The organism is Mesorhizobium sp. M0587, from assembly GCF_040320945.1.
Classification (GTDB): Bacteria; Pseudomonadota; Alphaproteobacteria; order Rhizobiales; family Rhizobiaceae; genus Mesorhizobium.
Map to the genome: position 1 here is coordinate 84,802 of NZ_JAMYQP010000002.1, position 18,491 is coordinate 103,292.

General features: G+C 62.6%; 16 protein-coding genes and 1 pseudogene. 10 read left to right on the forward strand and 7 right to left on the reverse strand.

The window, feature by feature from the left end:
• Positions 1 to 23 precede the first annotated feature (23 nt).
• The 7 genes and pseudogenes from NKI49_RS02115 to NKI49_RS02145 form a co-directional block, all read left to right on the forward strand.
• Positions 24 to 659 carry a DUF1326 domain-containing protein gene (locus NKI49_RS02115; RefSeq protein WP_352598571.1) on the forward strand — a complete coding sequence of 212 codons (636 nt, stop codon included), beginning with the start codon at positions 24 to 26 and terminating at the stop codon, positions 657 to 659.
• 7 nt (positions 660 to 666) lie between these two features.
• Positions 667 to 1,479 carry a DUF2182 domain-containing protein gene (locus tag NKI49_RS02120; protein WP_352598570.1) on the forward strand — a complete coding sequence of 271 codons (813 nt, stop codon included), beginning with the start codon at positions 667 to 669 and terminating at the stop codon, positions 1,477 to 1,479.
• 421 nt (positions 1,480 to 1,900) lie between these two features.
• Positions 1,901 to 2,929, forward strand: coding sequence for an amino acid ABC transporter substrate-binding protein (locus NKI49_RS02125; protein ID WP_352598569.1), 1,029 nt, complete (start codon positions 1,901 to 1,903; stop codon positions 2,927 to 2,929).
• A 63-nt stretch (positions 2,930 to 2,992) separates the two neighbouring features.
• Positions 2,993 to 4,180, forward strand: coding sequence for an amino acid ABC transporter permease (locus tag NKI49_RS02130; RefSeq protein ID WP_352598568.1), 1,188 nt, complete (start codon positions 2,993 to 2,995; stop codon positions 4,178 to 4,180).
• 4 nt (positions 4,181 to 4,184) lie between these two features.
• Complete coding sequence (locus NKI49_RS02135) at positions 4,185 to 5,342, forward strand: amino acid ABC transporter permease (RefSeq protein WP_352598567.1); 1,158 nt, start codon at positions 4,185 to 4,187, stop codon at positions 5,340 to 5,342.
• Positions 5,343 to 5,411: 69 nt separating this feature from the next.
• Positions 5,412 to 6,161 carry an amino acid ABC transporter ATP-binding protein gene (locus NKI49_RS02140; protein WP_032919731.1) on the forward strand — a complete coding sequence of 250 codons (750 nt, stop codon included), beginning with the start codon at positions 5,412 to 5,414 and terminating at the stop codon, positions 6,159 to 6,161.
• Between the two features lie 114 nt (positions 6,162 to 6,275).
• Positions 6,276 to 6,760, forward strand: a pseudogene (locus NKI49_RS02145) (TIGR02117 family protein); the annotation flags it as partial.
• A 24-nt stretch (positions 6,761 to 6,784) separates the two neighbouring features.
• Here the strand turns inward: NKI49_RS02145 and NKI49_RS02150 are convergent.
• The 4 genes from NKI49_RS02150 to NKI49_RS02165 form a co-directional block, all read right to left on the reverse strand.
• The gene (locus NKI49_RS02150; RefSeq protein ID WP_352598565.1) at positions 6,785 to 7,027 is read right to left on the reverse strand and encodes a BrnA antitoxin family protein; all 243 of its coding nucleotides are present in this window, start codon (positions 7,025 to 7,027) and stop codon (positions 6,785 to 6,787) included.
• Between the two features lie 58 nt (positions 7,028 to 7,085).
• Complete coding sequence (locus NKI49_RS02155) at positions 7,086 to 7,376, reverse strand: BrnT family toxin (protein ID WP_352598564.1); 291 nt, start codon at positions 7,374 to 7,376, stop codon at positions 7,086 to 7,088.
• A 72-nt stretch (positions 7,377 to 7,448) separates the two neighbouring features.
• On the reverse strand, positions 7,449 to 8,672 hold the full coding sequence (locus NKI49_RS02160) for an FAD-dependent monooxygenase (RefSeq protein WP_352598563.1): 1,224 nt from the start codon (positions 8,670 to 8,672) through the stop codon (positions 7,449 to 7,451).
• Positions 8,673 to 8,691: 19 nt separating this feature from the next.
• A complete protein-coding gene (locus NKI49_RS02165) occupies positions 8,692 to 8,937 on the reverse strand; it encodes a zinc-finger domain-containing protein (protein ID WP_352598562.1) in 246 nt (81 codons plus the stop codon).
• A 246-nt stretch (positions 8,938 to 9,183) separates the two neighbouring features.
• On the opposite strand from NKI49_RS02165, the gene NKI49_RS02170 reads away from it, so the two are divergent.
• Complete coding sequence (locus NKI49_RS02170; protein WP_352598561.1) at positions 9,184 to 11,379, forward strand: RNA degradosome polyphosphate kinase; 2,196 nt, start codon at positions 9,184 to 9,186, stop codon at positions 11,377 to 11,379.
• Entirely contained in the window at positions 11,379 to 12,914 is a 1,536-nt protein-coding gene (gene ppx / locus NKI49_RS02175; protein ID WP_352598560.1) for an exopolyphosphatase, read from the forward strand. The genes NKI49_RS02170 and ppx overlap by 1 nt, the downstream gene beginning before the upstream one ends.
• 1,631 nt (positions 12,915 to 14,545) lie before the next feature.
• Here ppx and NKI49_RS02180 read toward each other — a convergent pair.
• The 3 genes from NKI49_RS02180 to fumC all read right to left on the reverse strand — a co-directional run bounded on the left by NKI49_RS02180 (position 14,546) and on the right by fumC (position 17,035).
• Positions 14,546 to 14,950 (reverse strand): DoxX family protein, encoded by a 405-nt coding sequence (locus tag NKI49_RS02180; protein ID WP_352598559.1) that lies wholly within the window; start codon positions 14,948 to 14,950, stop codon positions 14,546 to 14,548.
• Positions 14,951 to 15,093: 143 nt separating this feature from the next.
• Complete coding sequence (locus NKI49_RS02185; RefSeq protein ID WP_352598558.1) at positions 15,094 to 15,516, reverse strand: DoxX family protein; 423 nt, start codon at positions 15,514 to 15,516, stop codon at positions 15,094 to 15,096.
• Between the two features lie 121 nt (positions 15,517 to 15,637).
• The gene (fumC, locus tag NKI49_RS02190; RefSeq protein WP_352598557.1) at positions 15,638 to 17,035 is read right to left on the reverse strand and encodes a class II fumarate hydratase; all 1,398 of its coding nucleotides are present in this window, start codon (positions 17,033 to 17,035) and stop codon (positions 15,638 to 15,640) included.
• Between the two features lie 479 nt (positions 17,036 to 17,514).
• Here fumC and NKI49_RS02195 point away from each other — a divergent pair, with 479 nt between their 5' ends.
• Positions 17,515 to 18,486, forward strand: a complete 972-nt coding sequence (locus NKI49_RS02195; RefSeq protein WP_352598556.1) for a glycosyl transferase family 90 — start codon at positions 17,515 to 17,517, stop codon at positions 18,484 to 18,486.
• Positions 18,487 to 18,491: the final 5 nt, after the last annotated feature.

Consider the following 18,491-nt stretch of genomic DNA (forward strand, 5'->3'; position numbering starts at 1 on the left):
GAGCGCGGCAAGGGGAGGATGCCATGCCCGACGTGAAATGGACCATGAAGGCGCGCGAATTCACCAACTGCAATTGCGCCTATGGCTGCCCGTGCCAGTTCAACGCCATGCCGACATATGGATTCTGCCAGGCGGTAGCCGGCATGGAAATCGAGAGCGGCCATCACGGCGACACCAAGCTTGATGGATTGCGGTTCGTCGGGATTTTCCGCTGGCCCGGCGCGATACACCAGGGCAATGGCGAAGCCGCCGTGGTCATCGACGAGAGGGCGACCGAAGCCCAGCGTGGAGCGCTGCTCCGCATATTGAGTGGCCAGGACACAGAACCAGGCGCGACGATATTCCAGGTGTTTTCGACCACGCTCGAGAAATTCCACGACCCGATCTTTGCCGCGATCGATTTCGAGGTCGACGTCGACGCGCGAACCGGACGGCTTCACGTCGGGGGCGTAGCCAACGGCCGTGGCGAGCCGATCAAGAATCCGGTTACCGGCGCCGAGCACCGGGCGCGCATCGACCTGCCGCACGGCTTCGAATATTCGCTCGCCGAGATCGGGCGTGGCTGGAGCCAAGCCACGGGCCCAATCAAGTTCGAGGTGGCCGATACGCACAGCCACTTTGCCAATCTGCATCTCACGCAAAGCGGCATCGTGCATTGAACTGGCAATGAGCGACACGCCCCTCGAGGCGGTGCTGCGGCGCGACCGCGCGGTGGTCATGGTCGCCCTGGTCGTGATTGCCGTGCTTGCCTGGGCCTATGTGCTGTGGCTTGCGGCCGACATGGACTTGCCGGGCATGGATATGCCCGGCATGGACATGACCGGTACCGCCATGGGCATGCCCGGCTTCCGGGCCTGGGCGTCGGCCGATTTCGCTTTCATCTTCATGATGTGGGCGGTGATGATGATCGGCATGATGACGCCGTCGGTGGCGCCGATGCTGCTGCTCTATGCCGGCGTCGGCCGCAAGGCCGAGGCGAGCGGCCGGCCCATGGCATCGACCGTATGGTTCTTCACCGGCTATCTCACCGTCTGGATCGCCTTCAGCCTGGTGGCGACCGCCGCGCAATGGCTGCTTGCCCGGCTTCTGCTGCTCAGTCCGGCGATGGCAACCAACAGCACCGTCTTCGGCGGCCTGGTTCTCATTGCCGCCGGCCTTTACCAATGGACCCCGATGAAGGCCGTGTGCCTGCGGCAATGCCAGGCACCAATCGCCTTCCTGGCGCGTCGCGGCGGCTTCCGCTCGGATCCGCTTGGCGCGTTTCGGCTCGGCATCGATCATGGCGCCTATTGTCTCGGCTGCTGCTGGACGCTGATGGCTTTGCTCTTCGTCGGCGGTGTCATGAACGTCCTGTGGATAGCAGGCATCGCGGCACTCGTCCTTCTGGAGAAGACCGTTCCCACCGGGCAATTGGTGCCGCGCGTTTCCGGAGTGATGATGACAGCGGTCGGGGTCTGGCTCGTCGCCGGAGCGCTCTGAGCCCCAGCTTTGCATCTTTTCCGCCGATGAAGGTTGAGGCCGTAAGTCTAGATGAGGACAGATGAGGTCAGTCGATCACGGTCGGCCGTCAGCAACATCGAGTAACGACCAGGACGGATTCCAGCCGGGCACCCTGCCTTTACGTCAATCTCGGTATGCCGACTTTATTGGCGCTTGTGATTAAATCCCGGGCGCTCTTGTCTGCGGTTCAGGCAATTGCGCCAATCGATTTTCAAACACGTTCGGATTCGGTCATTTCCCTTGACCTCACAAGAATTATCGCCTTCGATGTTGTTCGTGAATGGGAGGCAGCGCGTCGATTTACGATGTGGGGTTTCTGGGGATGGGCCGGAATGGGAGCTGCGTTCACTCGGGAAAAAGATCAGGGTTTGCCCTGAAAACAGAAAAGGGTCTGTGGGTCATGAAACATATTGGTATCGGCATTCTTGGCGCCGCTGCGCTGGGATTGATGGCGTCGGCCGCGTCGGCCGCCACGCTCGACACCGTCAAGGCGAAGGGCTTCATCCAGTGCGGCGTCTCGACCGGCCTCGCCGGTTTCTCCGCGCCGGACGACAAGGGTGACTGGCAAGGCATCGACGCGGACTTCTGCCGCGCCGTCGCGGCCGCCGTGTTTGGCGACGGCACCAAGGTCAAGTTCACGCCGCTCAGCGCCAAGGAGCGCTTCACCGCGCTGCAGTCAGGCGAGATCGACATCCTGTCGCGCAACACCACCTGGACCATCAATCGAGATACCGCGCTTGGCCTGAATTTTATCGGTACCACCTACTATGACGGCCAGGGATTCATGATCAACGCCAAGAAGCTGCCGGGCGTCAATTCGGCTCTCCAGCTCTCGGGCGCCGCCGTGTGCGTGCAGAGCGGCACCACCACCGAGCTCAACCTCGCCGACTACTTCAAGGCGAACAAGATGGAGTACAATCCGGTCGTCTTCGAGAAGCTCGAAGAGGTCAACGCCGCCTATGATGCCGGCCGCTGCGACGTCTACACCACCGACCAGTCGGGCCTCTACGGCATCCGGCTGACGCTGGGCGCGCCGGCTGATCACGTCGTGCTGCCGGAGATCATCTCCAAGGAGCCGCTCGGGCCAGCGGTGCGCCAAGGTGACGACCAGTGGTATCATATCGTCAAGTGGACCTATTTCGCGCTGCTCGACGCCGAGGAACTCGGCATCACCAAGGCCAATGTCGACGAGATGAAGAACTCGGCCAGCCCTGAGATCAAGCGCGTGCTCGGCCAGGAAGCCGATACCAAGATCGGCACCGATCTCGGCGTCTCCAACGATTGGGTCGTCAACATCGTCAAGGCCGTCGGCAATTACGGCGAAATGTTCGACCGCAATGTCGGTTCGGGCAGCCCGCTGAAGATCGCCCGCGGCATCAATGCGCTGTGGACCAAGGGCGGCCTGCAATACGCTCCCCCGATCCGCTGATCGAAATGTGATCCGGAAGGCAGGTCATCCGCCTTCCGGTTTCTCTTTCCAGGGGATTGTCGAATGGCATCGCAGGAAATTCTTCGGGAGGAGCCCAGCCGCGGCTCCTTCATCAACGACCCGAGAATTCGCAGTCTCTTCTTTCAGACGCTGGTGGTCGTCATTCTGTTCGGCTCCGTCTGGTGGATCGTGCAGAACGTCATCGACAATCTGCAACGCCTGCACATCGCCTCCGGTTTCGGCTTCCTCAAGGGGCGCGCCGGATTCGATATCTCCGATACTCCGATCGCCTACACATCGGACTCGACCTATGGCCGCGCCATCATTGTCGGCCTCATCAACACCATTATCGTCGCCGCCGCCGGCATCGTCACGGCCACCATCATCGGCTTCGTCATCGGCATCGGCCGGCTGTCGCCGAACTGGCTGATCCGCAAGATCTGCACGGTCTATGTCGAGGTATTCCGCAACATTCCGCCGCTGCTGGTGATCTTCTTCTGGTATTCCGGCGTGCTTTCCGTGCTGCCGGCGCCACGTGACAGCATCAATCTGCCGTTCGGGTCGTTCCTCAACCAGCGCGGCTTCTATTTTCCGCGCCCCGTATGGGGCGAGGGCTCCTGGCTGATCCTGGTTGCGCTCCTCGTGGGCATCGCCATGGCGTGGTTCGTCGCCCGCAAGGCGCGCCAGCGGCAGATGGCGACCGGCCAGCAATTTCCGGTGTTCTGGACTTCGGTGGCGCTGATCGTCGGCCTGCCGCTGCTCGCCTACGCGCTGAGCGGCTTTCCGCTGAGCTTCGATTTTCCGAAACAGTCGACCTTCAACCTGACCGGCGGCTTTCAGGTCAAGCCGGAGTTCCTGTCGCTCTATCTGGCACTGTCCTGCTATACGGCCGCCTTCATCGCCGAGATCGTGCGCGCCGGCATCAGGGGCGTCAGCAAGGGCCAGACCGAGGCGGCCGCCGCACTTGGCCTGCGATCCGGTTCGATCCTGCGGCTGGTTGTCGTTCCGCAAGCCATGCGCATCGTCATTCCGCCGCTGACCAGCCAGTATCTCAATCTGACCAAGAACTCCTCGCTGGCGATCGCCATCGGCTATCCCGACCTGACGGCGACCGCCGGAACCGTGCTCAACCAGACCGGCCAGGCGGTCGAAGGCGTTCTGATCATGATGGTCGCCTATCTCATACTCAGCCTGGTGACCTCGGCGGTCATGAACGTGGTCAACGCCAGAATGGCGCTGGTGGAGAGGTAGGGTCATGCAGGAACACGATATGTCCTGGGTGCGTACCGAAATGGTGCTGGCGGAGCCCGCGCCATTGAGCGAGCGCGGCCCCGTCGCCTGGGTGCGCAAGAACCTTGTCGGTTCGACCGGAGATGTCATCCTGACCATTCTCGGGTTCCTCATCGTCGCCATGGTCCTGCCGCAGATCGTCAACTGGGCCTTCATCAATGCCCAGTGGACTGGGCCCGACCGCAGCGTCTGCGCCACCGTGGCGCAAGGCGGTATCCAGCCGGACGGCTGGACCGGCGCCTGCTGGGCCTTCGTCAATGCCAAATTCGGTCAGTTCATGTTCGGCACCTATCCGGTCGAGGAGCGCTGGCGGCCGATCCTGGTCGCCGTCCTGTTCGTGGTGCTGCTGGTGCCGATGTTGATCCCGCGCGTGCCGCGCAAGGGATTGAACGCCATCCTCCTCTTCCTGGTTTTGCCGATCGTTTCCTTCGTTCTTTTGATCGGCGGCATGTTCGGCCTGCCGCATGTCGAGACCTCGCGGTGGGGCGGGCTGCTGGTCACGCTCAGCCTGTCCTTCGTCGGCATCGCCGTGTCGCTGCCGCTGGGCACCGTGCTGGCGCTCGGCCGGCGCTCGAAAATGCCGATCGTCAAGACGTTGTGCATAGTCTTCATCGAGACGGTGCGCGGCATCCCGCTGATCACGGTCCTGTTCTTCGTCAGCGTCATGCTGCCGCTGTTCCTGCCGGCCGGCGTCAGCTTCGACAAGTTCCTGCGGGCGCTGATCGGCGTGTCGCTGTTTGCCGCTGCCTATATGGCGGAAGTGGTGCGCGGCGGCCTGCAGGCGATCCCCAAGGGCCAGTATGAAGGCGCCGATTCGCTCGGCCTCGGCTACTGGCAGAAGATGGGGCTGATCGTGCTGCCGCAAGCGTTGAAGCTGGTCATCCCCGGCATCGTCAACACCTTCATCGGCATGTTCAAGGACACCAGCCTGGTCCTCATAATCTCGATGTTCGATCTGCTCGGCGTCGTCAAGCAGAATTTCTCCGACGCCAACTGGGCGACGCCGCAAACCGCGAAGTCGGGTCTGGTGTTCGCCGCCTTCGTATTCTGGCTGTTCTGCTTCGGCATGTCGCGCTATTCAATGTACACGGAACGCCGGCTCGACACCGGCTACAAACGATAAAAAGGGGAATAGGCCATGGCCATCGAAAATGCGGTCAGCGCGGAAGAGATCAAGGTCAACGCCGCCAAGATGCACATTTCCACCACCGATGTCGCCATCGACATCGTCGCCATGCACAAATGGTACGGCGAGTTCCATGTGCTGAAGGACATCAACCTGAAAGTGATGCGCGGCGAGCGCATCGTCATCTGCGGCCCGTCCGGCTCCGGCAAGTCGACCATGATCCGCTGCATCAACCGGCTGGAAGAGCACCAGAAGGGCAAGATCATCGTCGACGGCAAGGAACTGACCAACGATCTGAAGAAGATCGACGAAGTGCGCCGCGAGGTCGGCATGGTGTTCCAGCACTTCAACCTGTTCCCGCACCTCACCATCCTGGAGAACTGCACGCTGGCGCCGATCTGGGTGCGCAAGACGCCGAAGAAGCAGGCCGAGGAGATCGCCATGCATTTCCTCAAGCGCGTCAAGATCCCCGAACAGGCCAACAAATATCCCGGCCAGCTTTCGGGCGGCCAGCAGCAGCGCGTGGCGATCGCCCGCTCGCTGTGCATGAACCCGCGCATCATGCTGTTCGACGAGCCGACCTCGGCGCTCGATCCGGAAATGATCAAGGAAGTTCTGGAGACGATGGTGGGCCTGGCCGAAGAGGGCATGACGATGCTTTGCGTCACTCACGAAATGGGCTTTGCCCGCAAGGTTGCCAACCGCGTGATCTTCATGGACCAGGGCCAGATCGTCGAGCAGAACACGCCGGCCGAATTCTTCGACCATCCGCGCCACGAGCGGACAAAGCTGTTCCTGTCCCAGATCCTGCACTGAGCGGCCTAACGCCAGTTCGAGAAAGCCGGCCGTGCCACGGTCGGGCTTTCTGCATTTTTGAGCGATCGGGTAATGATTGCTTGCGTTGAAACGCGACGGGACGGTCGACGACGGGTGCGCCGGCGCTTCCATTTCCTTGTCGATGCCGGCCTGCCTTCCGATGCACCCGAGGTTCGCTACATCGTTTTCGGTTGGGGTGGCCGAGCATTCTATCTGGAAACGCCGACCTGGTCGCAGCTCAAGGCCCATTCCGGTGATGAAGGCACTGACCCTCGACTCATCGGTCATGCATGTTGATATCGCGGGCGACATCGGCGAACCGCGTCCGGATGTCGCGAAATTCAACATCGGCGAGGATCGCTTCACGGCACTGCTCGATTTCATTGATGCGAGTTTTCAGCGGGGGCCGGAAGGCCCGATCCTGTTCCGGACGCGGCCTATTCCAATTTCGACCGCTCTACCAGGCGAACGATCACTTCAACGCGCTGGTCGGCTGCAACACCTGGACGGCAGCAGCATTCCGCACCGCCGGCCTGCGCACCGGCAGGTGGAACCCGCTGCCGGTTTCGCTAGGCCTGTCGATGCGGCTGTATAATTGATGGGTAGAGATACCGTCGAACGGGTTAGCCTGTCTTGCGCTCCTGCTTTGCCACATATTCACGAAGCGCCCTGTTGATCGCACTCTGGTAGCCGCGACCATCCGGCTCGCGTCTCTTGAACCACGCGACGAGATCGGAATCGAGACGAAGGGTCAATTGTTGCTTGATCGGTTTGAAGTAGGGATTTGGGACCGCGTTCTGCCAGAACTTTTCGGTCAATTCAGGAATATCGCTGGTATCGACATCGCCCTCCGGTCGTGCGCGCAACGCCGCGATCTCCGCTCTCTGGGCTTCCGTCAGAGGGGGCGGATTTGCTGGGTCGAATTCATATCGAACGATTTTGCGCATAATGCCTTTTCTCCTTGGGCGTGGCTCGCCGCGCTGAAACGATGCGGATCACCTCGACTCCGTCCTCTTCTCGGTCGGCGTGTGCAATCAACAATACCAATGTGGCGTCAACCAAACCGGTTGTCTGCCAACGATATTCGCCTTCTTCGATTCGGTCCTGCTCTGTTAGCGCGAAAGGATCGGAGAAAACGCGAACGGCGGTATCGAAACTCACGCCATGCTTGCGGAAATTGGATCTCGCCTTCTCAGCGTCCCATTCAAATCGCAATTTGAGCCTCGTTGACTACGAAAATGTAACTACAAATTGCCATTACGTCAAGGACTGATCGTTGCGGTCGTCCTAAGGTGCCCGCCACCCATAGAGCCAGTCCAAATCGGCTGCGAGCTTCTCCGGCGCCCGCATTTTCAGGAAGAGGTTGCGGGCGATGGCCACCGGGCCGGCGGCGTGCCAGGCCAAGCGGTTGATGGCGCCGCGACGAGCGACCTTGGCGACACGCGGACGCCGCAGGCCTTCCCAGATTTTAAGACTTTGTGCCGGATCGTCGGGGAAATCGGCCATGGCACCGGCAAGCATTGCGGCGTCTTCGATCGCCATCGCCGCGCCTTGCGCCGCGAATGGCGTCATCGCGTGCGCCGCGTCGCCGATCAGCGCGATGCCGCCCGGCATCGTCCAGCGCTGCCTCTGGTCAACCGTATGGAGCGGCCAGGTCAGCCACGGGCCGGCCAGTTCCATCAGCCTTGGAAGGCCTGGCGCGGTGCCGCGCATGGCGCCGGCGAGGATGCCGGGATCGGCATGCCCGGACCAGCCCTCGGCAATGCGCTCGCCCTTGGTGAAGGCGACAAGATTGAAGGCATCCCCCTTGCTGACGGGATATGCCACCATATGGAAGCCCGGATGCAGGAAGGTCGTGACGCAGTCGGTTGCGCCGATCGCGGCAAAGGCCTGTCCGGCGGCGCTATCGGCCGCGATGGTGGTGCGCCAGGCCAATTCGCCGGAAAAGCGGCTTCGTGGCGAGGTGGCGCCGTTGGTCGCATCGACGATCGCGCGCACCGAAGACCAGACACCATCGGCACCGACCAGCAGGACGCCTTGGGACTGGGCGATCTTGCCGTCGATGTCGAATGTCGCCGTGACGCCATGGCCGCTGGCGGCAACGCTGCCGACGCGCGCACCGGTGGCAAGATCTATATCCGGCATCTCTGCAACCCGGTCCATCAGCGCGCTCTGCAGGTCGGCCCTATGAGCAACGAGATAAGGCGCTCCCCAACGCTTCTCAGCGGCCTGTCCAAGCGGCACGCGCGCCAGTTCGCGCAATGTCGCGGCGTCCTTCAACACCACCGCCTCCGGCCGCACCGCAGCCGGCAGTCGATCGAGAACGCCAAGCTGGCGAAGGATGCGTGAAGCGTTGGGAGACAGTTGCAGCCCGGCGCCCACTGCTTCAAGGCGCTGCGCCTGCTCGAACAGTTTTACGCGATAGCCGCGTTCGGCAAAGGCAAGTGCTGCGGTCAGCCCGGCGATGCCGGCCCCGGCGATGACGACCTGCCGGGACCGCGTATCGTCCATCAGCCTTGTCGCGACGGGATCAGGCGGCCTGATCGATATAGAGGCAGCCTGCCGGCAACGTTTCCGTCGCCCTCAATTGCGGCGAATAGCGGTAGAGCGTCGAGCAATAAGGGCAGACCTTCTCATTGTCGTCGCCCATGTCGAGAAATACATGCGGATGGTCGAAGGGCGGATTGGCGCCCGTGCACATGAATTCCTTGACGCCGATGTCGATCGCCGGGTGGCCCGCATCGTTCTGAAAATGGGGAATGGAACCGCCAGCCATCATCGTCTCCTTAACGCAGTCTCTTCTGCATCTGGATCATAACCGGTCTGTTTGCAAGTTCGATGAAATGAAACTGTCGCAAAAGCCTGTCAGAGGATAAGTTAAGCCGGTTAACGCATGATCCCGAAAACCGGTGTCGGTTTTCAGGGTGATGCGTCGCTTTGAAGTGGGCAGGGGCGTCCTTTGCGCGGCCAGGGGCGCGAGCGGCGCTCTAGCCGGCTAGCGGATGCGAAACGAGCAGGAACCATGAACGAACTGAAGCCGGTACAGAGTGAATTCATCAATGTCGAGGCGGCGAGCCCGGAAGGCGGCAACCCGGACCGTTTCGTCAACCGCGAGTTTTCCTGGCTGCAGTTCAACCGGCGCGTCCTCGAGGAATCGCTGAACCTCAATCATCCGCTGCTCGAGCGCGTCCGTTTCCTGTCGATTTCGGCTGCCAATCTCGACGAGTTCTTCATGGTGCGCGTCGCCGGCCTTGCCGGCCAGGTCCGCGAGGGCATCGTGCTGAAGAGCCCCGACGGCCGCACCCCCCAACAGCAACTCGAACAGTTGCTGCGCGAGGTCGAGCGGCTGCAGGAGGACCAGCAGAAGAGCCTTTCGGCGCTGATGGTGCTGCTCAACAAGGAAGGCATAGAGAGCATCACCCGCGATGCGCTGACCAAGGATGAAAAAACCTGGCTGGAAGAGCATTTCCAGGACCAGGTGTTTCCGGTGCTGACCCCGCTGTCGATCGACCCGGCGCACCCGTTCCCGTTCATCCCCAATCTCGGTTTCTCGATGGCGTTGCAATTGCGCCATCGCAAGAACGGCGAGGAGATGAGTGCGCTTCTGCGCTTGCCGGTGGCGCTGAAGCGCTTCATCCGCTTGCCGGACCGCAAGCACCATGTCCGCTTCATTCCGCTGGAGGAAGCGGTCGGTCTCTATATCGGCAAGCTATTCCCAGGCTATGAGGTCAAGGGTTCCGGCACGTTCCGCATCATCCGCGACAGCGATATCGAGGTCGAGGAAGAATCCGAGGACCTCGTGCGCCTGTTCGAGACGGCGCTGAAGCGCCGCCGTCGCGGTTCGGTGATCCGCATCGAATTCGATAGGCTGATGCCGGCTGAACTGCGCGAATTCGTCGCCGGCGAACTGAGCGTTTCGTCTAGCCGTATCAGCGTCCTAACCGGCCCGCTGGCGCTCAGTCAGATTTCCGAGATCGTCGCCGTCCCTCGCGACGATCTCAAGTTCACGCCCTACAATCCGCGCTTTCCCGAGCGCATTCGTGAGCATGGCGGCGACTGTTTTGCCGCCATCCGCGAGAAGGATATCGTCGTCCACCACCCCTACGAATCCTTCGACGTGGTGGTGCAGTTCCTGCGCCAGGCGATGGCCGATCCCGAAGTGGTGGCGATCAAGCAGACGCTCTATCGCACGTCCAACGACAGTCCGATCGTGCGTGCGCTGGTCGATGCGGCCGAGGCCGGCAAGTCGGTGACCGCGCTGGTCGAACTCAAGGCGCGTTTCGACGAGGAAGCCAACATCCGCTGGGCGCGCGACCTGGAGCGTGCCGGCGTGCAGGTCGTGTTCGGTTTCCTTGAGCTGAAGACCCATGCCAAGATGTCGCTGGTGGTGCGGCGCGAGGACGGCAAACTGCGCAACTACGTGCATCTCGGCACTGGCAATTATCATCCGGTCACGGCGCGCATCTACACTGACCTGTCCTTCTTCACCACCGACCCGACGATCGCGCGCGACGTCGCACAGCTGTTCAATTTCATCACCGGCTATGCCGAGCCGACCGCCGAAATGCGGCTGGCAATCTCGCCGTTCACGTTGCGAAACCGCATCCTGCGGCACATTTCCGACGAAGCCGCCCACGCGCTGGAGGGAAGGCCGGCGCGCATCTGGATGAAGATGAATGCGCTTGTCGATCCCATTATCATCGATGCGCTTTATGACGCCAGCCGCGCCGGGGTCGAGATCGACCTCGTCGTGCGCGGCATCTGTTGCCTGCGGCCGCAGGTGCCGGGCCTGTCGGAAAACATCCGTGTAAAATCGATCGTCGGCCGTTTTCTGGAGCACAGCCGCATCTATTGCTTCGGCAATGGCCACGGCCTGCCGGCGGACGAGGCGATCGTTTACATCTCTTCGGCCGACCTGATGCCGCGCAACCTCGACCGCCGCGTCGAGACCATGGTGCCGATCACCAATCCAACTGTGCACGAACAGGTTCTGGGCCAGATCATGCTGGGCAACATCATGGACAATCAGCAAAGTTTCGACGTATTGGCTGACGGAACCTCCCGGCGCGTCGTGCTTGAGGAGGGTGAGGAACCGTTCAACGCGCAGGAATATTTCATGACCAATCCGAGCCTGTCTGGACGGGGTGACGCGTTGAAATCGCACGCACCGAAGCGGATCGCGCAGTTCAAGCGCCGCAAGAAGAACGCCGCGGCCTGATGCTGTCCGATTCCCAGGGCCGGCTGCAGGATCGCCGACCGCTGTCCATCATCGACATCGGCTCGAATTCGATCCGACTTGTCGTCTATGAAGGGCTGGCGCGGTCGCCGACCATGCTGTTCAACGAAAAGATGCTGGCCGGCCTCGGTCGCGGCATCGTGTCGACGGGGAAGCTCGACCCCGAGGGCGTGACGCGCTCGATGGAGGAGTTCCGCCGCTTCCGCGCGCTCTCCGATCAGGCCGGCGCCGAGCACATGTACGTGCTGGCCACCGCCGCCGCTCGTGAGGCGATCAACGGTCCCGATTTCATCCACCGTGCGGAAGACGTGCTCAAGACCGAGATCCGGGTGATCAGCGGGCGTGAGGAAGCCCATTATTCGGCGCTGGGCGTCATCTCGGGCTTCCACCCGGCCAATGGCATTGCCGGCGATCTGGGCGGCGGCAGCCTTGAACTGGTCGACGTCAATGGCGAGGCGATCGGTGACGGCATAACGCTGCCGCTGGGCGGCCTTCGTCTGCAGGACATGGCGAAGAACTCGCTCGCCCAGGCGGCGAAGATCACGCGCGACGAATTGGGACGCGCGAAGCTGTTGAAGGGTGGACAGGGCAGGCCCTTTTACGCGGTTGGCGGCACCTGGCGAAATCTCGCCCGGCTGCACATGGAAATGAACAACTATCCGCTTGGCGTCATGCATCATTACGAGATCGGCGTCGAAAGCACCGCCAATTTCCTGCGGCAAGTGGCCAAAAGCGAGATCGAGAAGGTCAAGGGCATCGAAGGCGTTTCGAAGAACCGCCGCTCGTTGCTGCCTTACGGCGCCGTCGTGCTGCAGGAGATCATGGCTGCGATGCAGCCGTCGAAGATCATCGTCTCGGCGCTCGGTGTGCGCGAAGGGTTTCTCTACTCGCTGCTCGACAAGGCGGAGCAGAAGGCCGATCCGTTGATTTCGGCCTCGGAGGAACTCGCCCGGCTGCGTTCGCGCTCGGTCACACATTCGCATGAACTGGTCGACTGGACCGCCAGGTCTTTCGCCGCCTTCGGCATCGCCGAGACCGAAGACGAGGCGCGTTATCGCCACGCGGCTGCCTTGCTGGCCGACATCGGCTGGCGCGCGCATCCCGAATATCGCGGCAGGCAATCGCTCAACATCATCGCGCATGCCTCCTTCTTCGGTGTCGACCATCCCGGCCGCGCCTTTCTGGCGCTGGCCAATGCGTATCGTCACGACGGCATCTTCAACGAATCGATCGCACCCGAGATCAAGGCGTTGGCGACGCCGCGTTATCTGGAACGGGCGCGGGTGCTGGCCGCGATGATGCGCGTCGTCTACCTGCTGACGGCCTCGATGCCCGGCATCATGCCAAGGCTGAAGTGGGAGCAGCGCGGCAACGGAGTGCTGGCGTTGGTCTTGCCCGCGTCGCTGGCCGACCTCTACGGGGAACGGCCGGCAGGGCGCCTGGCGCAACTGGCAAGGATCACCAACCGCCGGCTGGTGCTGGCCGTCGAGGGTGGCCCGAGCGTTTCGGTGAAATGAACGCGTTTATCTGACCCAAGCGGATATTAGACCAACTCAATCGCGCCACTTATCAGCGGCGGCGCGATTGACGAGCGCCTTCCCCCACTCCGTCGCTGCTTCGCAGCGCCACCTCTCCCCCCTCCGGAGGGAGAGGAAGGGAGCGTGAGGCGTGTTGGCTAGAATAAGTTCGTGCCCTTCCTCTACCCCGTCGATCGGGGGAGAGGTGGCTCGGCGAAGCCGAGACGGAGTGGGGGTCGACCTGGCTCGGGCGTCGAAGGCGATTTAAACCGCACCACGTCCGTCAACCGACTAGCTAGGAGCCGGCCCCGGCCATCGACAGCGCCAGGAAGCCGCCCGCTATGGCAATGTCCTTCATCAGCATCTGTTGGTGCTGGCCGTCGAAGGTGGTCCGAGCGTTTCGGTGAAATGACCGCGTTTGTCTGACCCACGCGGATATTAGACCACCGGCTTCCCCCACTCCGTCGCTGCTTCGCAGCGCCACCTCTCCCCCTCCGGAGGGAGAGGAAGGGAGCCTGGCGTGAGGCGTGTTGGCGAGAATAAGTTCGTGCCCTTCCTCTACCCCGTCGATCGGGGGAGAGGTGGCTCGGCGAAGCCGAGACGGAGTGGGGGTCGACCTGGCTCGGGCATCGAAGATTAAACCGCACCACGTCCGTCAACCGACCAGGCGCCGGCCCCGGCCAATCGCGCCGCTTATCAGCGGCTTCGCGTTCGAAGACCGGCTTCCCCCTCTCCCCCCTCCGGAGGGAGAGGAAAGGAGCCTGGCGTGAGTTCGCGCCCTTCCTCTACCCCGTCGATCGGGGGAGAGGTGGCTCGGCGAAGCCGAGACGGAGTGGGGGTCGACCTGGCTCGGGCGTCGAAGGCGATTTAAACCGCACCTCGTCCGTCAACCGACCAGGCGCCGGCCCCTGCCATCGACAGCGCCAGGAAGCCGCCCGCTATGGCAATGTCCTTCATCAGCATCTGCTGGTGCTGGCCGTCGAAGGTGGTCCGAGCGTTTCGGTGAAATGACCGCGGCCTACAGAGCGTGATTTATCTGACCCACGCGGATATTAGACCGACTCAATCGCGCCACTTATCAGCGGCGGCGCGATTGACGAGCGCCTTCCCCCACTCCGTCGCTGCTTCGCAGCGCCACCTCTCCCCCCTCCGGAGGGAGAGGAAAGGAGCCTGGCGTGAGTTTCGTGCCCTTCCTCTACCCCGTCGATCGGGGGAGAGGTGGCTCGGCGAAGCCGAGACGGAGTGGGGGTCGATCTGGCTCGGGCGTCGAAGACGATTTAAACCGCACCACCTCCATCGAGCGACCAGGCGCCGACCCCTGCCATCGACAGCGCCAGGAAGCCGCCCGCTATGGCAATGTCCTTCATCAGCATCTGCTGGTGCTGGCCGTCGAGGGTGGGCCGAGCGTTTCGGTGAAATGAACGCGTTTGTCTGACCCACGCGGATATTAGACCACCGCCTTCCCCCACTCCATCGCTGCTTCGCAGCGCCACCTCTCCCCCCTCCGGAGGGAGAGGAAAGGAGCCTGGCGTGAGTTCGTGCCCTTCCTCTACCCCGTCGATCGGAGGAGAGGTGGCTCGGCGAAGCCGAGACGGAGTGGGGGTCGATCTGGCTCGGGCGTCGAAGACGATTTAAACCGCACCACCTCCATCGAGCGACCAGGCGCCGGCCCCGGCCATCGACAGCGCCAGGAAGCCGCCCGCTATGGCGATGTCCTTCATCAGCATCTGCTGGTGCAGGAACGCGAGCATCGCGTCGTCGCCGCCCTGGCCGTAATGGCCGATGAAGCCGGCGGCAGTGCTGAAGGCGGCGAGCAGCAATGCCGTGATCCGCGTCTGAAAGCCGACCAGGATCAGCAGCCCGGCGATGAGTTCGAACAGGCCCGTGCCCCAGGCTGCGAGTGCCGGCAAAGGCAGGCCGAGACCGGCGAAATAGCCTGTCGTGCCGGCAATATCGCTCAACGCGTGGAACCCGGAGGGCACGAACAAAGCGGCGAGCAGCAGCCGTGAAAGCAGAAGCAGCGCGTTGCGGGGCATGCTCACCTCCGATGCCGGATCGGGCAGGAGCTGCCCGGCGCACCGATCCTACCGGCAGAAGCCCGGCAGATCGAGGCGTATATGGACAACGAAAAAGAGGCGCGGAAAATTCCACGCCTCTTGGGTCACGTCTGTAGTTTGTCTCAGCCGCGCTTGGCGTCGATCGAGAATTTGCCCGCGCCGGTGGAGGCCAGCACCAGGAAGCCGCCGGTAATCCCAAGGTTCTTGAGGAAGTTGATCATCTGCATCTGGTCGGCCCAGCCGGTATGGGCGACCAGTGCCGTGGCGACGGTGAAGATCGCAAGCACCCAGCTGACGATCCGGGTCTGGAAACCGACGAGGATGGCGAGACCGCCGAGCAGTTCGATCAGGCCGACGACAATGGCGGTTACGGTCGGCAGCGGCAGGCCGAGGCTGCCGAAATAGCCGGCGGTGCCGGCAATGGCGGTGAGCTTGCCGAAGCCCGAAAGCAGGAAAATGACGGAAAGCAGAATGCGTCCGAGCAGGATCGTGACCGAGCTGTCGGAAGTGATGCCGGAAGTGGCAGCGGATGTGTTGGTGGACATGGCGGGTCTCTCTCTGGATAACGTTTCGATGTGACCCAGATAGAGCAGGCGGACTGTTCACCAAAGATACTGATCTGGTGACAGTTCGTTCACTGCGGTAACGTTTTTGCGAGTTCCGCTTTTACCCCGGGCGCGTCATGTCTTCCGGTCGCACCAGCCGGTCATAGTCGGCTTCGCTGACCAGTCCGGTGGCCAGCGCTTCCTCGCGCAGCGTCGTGCCCTTCTTGTGCGCGGTCTTGGCGATCTTGGCGGCGTTGTCGTAGCCGATGGTCGGCGCCAGTGCCGTCACCAGCATCAGCGAACGGTCGAGAGCCGCCTTGATGTTGTCTTCGCGCGCCTCGATACCGACGACGCAATTGTCGGTGAAGGAGACCGAAGCGTCGGCGAGGAGTTGCACCGACTGCAGGAAATTATAGGCCATCAGCGGGTTGTAGACGTTGAGCTCGAAATGGCCCTGGCTACCGGCGAAGGTGAGTGCTGCATTGTTGCCGAACACCTGGACGCAGACCTGGGTCATCGCCTCGCACTGCGTCGGGTTGACCTTGCCCGGCATGATCGAGGAGCCAGGCTCGTTCTCGGGCAGCGACAATTCGCCGAGGCCCGAACGCGGACCGGAGCCGAGGAAGCGGATGTCGTTGGCGATCTTGAAGAGTGCGGCTGCCGCCGCATTGATCGCGCCGTGCGAGAACACCATGGAATCATGGGCGGCGAGCGCCTCGAACTTGTTGGGCGCGGTGACGAACGCGATGCCGGTGATGGCGGCGATACGGTCGGCAACCCTTTCGGCGAAGCCGACCGGCGCGTTGAGGCCGGTGCCGACCGCGGTGCCGCCCTGCGCCAGTTCCTGCAGGCCGGGCAGCGTCATCTCGATGCGCTTGATCGACGAGGCGACCTGCGCCGCATAGCCCGAGAATTCCTGGCCGAGCGTGAGGGGGGTGGCATCCTGCGTATGGGTACGGCCGATCTTGATGATGTGGGCGAAAGCCCGGCTCTTGGCGTCGAGCGCCTTGTGCAGGTGCTTCAGCGCCGGCAGCAAATCGTGCACGATGCGCTCGGCGCAAGCAATGTGCATGGCCGTCGGATAGGTGTCGTTCGACGACTGGCTCATATTGACGTGGTCGTTGGGGTGCACAGGCTTCTTCGAGCCCAACACGCCGCCCAGCATCTCGATCGCCCGGTTCGAGATCACCTCATTGGCGTTCATGTTGGACTGCGTACCCGAGCCGGTCTGCCAGACCACCAGCGGGAAATGATCATCGAGCTTGCCGTCGATAACGTCTTGCGCTGCCTCGACGATCGTCTTGCCGATCGCCGGGTCGAGCCGCTTCAGTTCCATGTTGGCTTCCGCCGCCGCCCGCTTGACGATGCCGAGCGCGCGCACGATCGACGCTGGCTGCTTTTCCCAGCCGATCTTGAAATTGCCAAGAGAACGCTGCGCCTGCGCGCCCCAGTAACGGTCGGCGGCGACCTCGATAGGGCCGAACGTGTCGGTTTCGGTTCTGGTCTCTGGCGTGCTCACGGCAAGTCTCCGGTCTGACGATTTGGGCAACGGCGTATCGCGTTGCACAAAACGCATCAAGCGGAGATTACCGGCGGTGAAGATGCAAATCGGTTGAGACAGAGCCAATCTCCCCTCGTGGGGGGAGATCGGCAGCCTCACCCGGCAGTGTATCCGCCATCCACCGCAAAGATCCTGCCGCTGGTCCAGGCGGCGTCGTCGCCGGCGAGATAGACCGCCAGCCGGCGAGATCCTCAGGGCGACCGATTCTGCCGAGCGGGTAGCTGCGTTCGACATAGGCGCTCAGTTCGGCCTTGGCCTCGGCCGGCAGATTGTCGACTGTCCTGCGTCGCATGACTTCGCCGCGACTGTGCCGGGATCGTCGGCCCTTGCATCCGCCGCGTCAACGGGATAGCCGCTTTGGCGAATGAGCCGCGCACGGCGAGGTCGGATCAGCCGGCTTTCGGATCGAAATGCGTCGCGGCAAGAAGCGTCTTCAAATGGCATCTGTCAAAACGGGACTTCACGCACTTCCCATCCCGGTCGATGTCGTCGAGATTGGCAGGCGCCTGCTGCCTGGGCTCAATCGCGGCGAGATTCACTGTCGCTTCGAAGACGGGAAGCTCAAGGTGCGCTCTCGCGCGGCCTGGCTGGAAAGGCACGTGCAGGTCCTGACCCTTCTTGCCGAGGCATTGGCATCGATTGGCACCCGCAGCATGCCGCCCTTCAACATGCTTCTCGGCGACACGCCGTCCCGTCGAAGGCATCGCCATTTCCGTACGCGTTTCGCCTTCTCCCAGGCGGATGGTTATGGCGAGGTCGCCGCGCCAGATTTCGTTTTCGACGGTTGGCCGGACGCGAAGTTCGATGACTACGACCAAAAGACGCAAGCGATGGCGGCCGCGTCGGAAGGACCCGCGCTCGACGATCGATTGTTCTGGGCCGGGCGCTGCATGAATGACGCCCGCAAAAAGATCGTCGAGATCGCATCGGCCCGGCGCGATCTGATCGAGGCGTATGACACCGAGCCGGATTACGATCTCGCCGTCAACAGGTATTCCAGCACGTTCAGGACGATGGAAGAGCAGGTCGCCACTTACCGGTACATGATCGATGTCGAGGGTGCCGGCTATAGCGGCCGCTTCAAGATGTTGCTTCACACCAGGCGTGTCGTGCTGCTGCAGGACCGGCCCTGGCGCGAGTGGTTCTTCGACGACATCGAGCCGTTTCGCCACTATGTGCCGGTGGCGCGCGACATGTCGGATCTGGCCGAGCGCGTCGAGTGGCTGCGCGCCAATCCGAAGCTGGAAACTGAAATAGCGGCGGAGGCGCGGCATTTCGCGCAGACTCGCCTGACGCGCGCGGCCGCCGTGGCGGCATGGGCGAAGCTGCTTCAGGATCACGCGGCGGCCGGCGGCAATTTGAAGTCCGGCCTTCAACACCGCAAACGCGCGACGGGCTCGCCCGCCTGAACCTG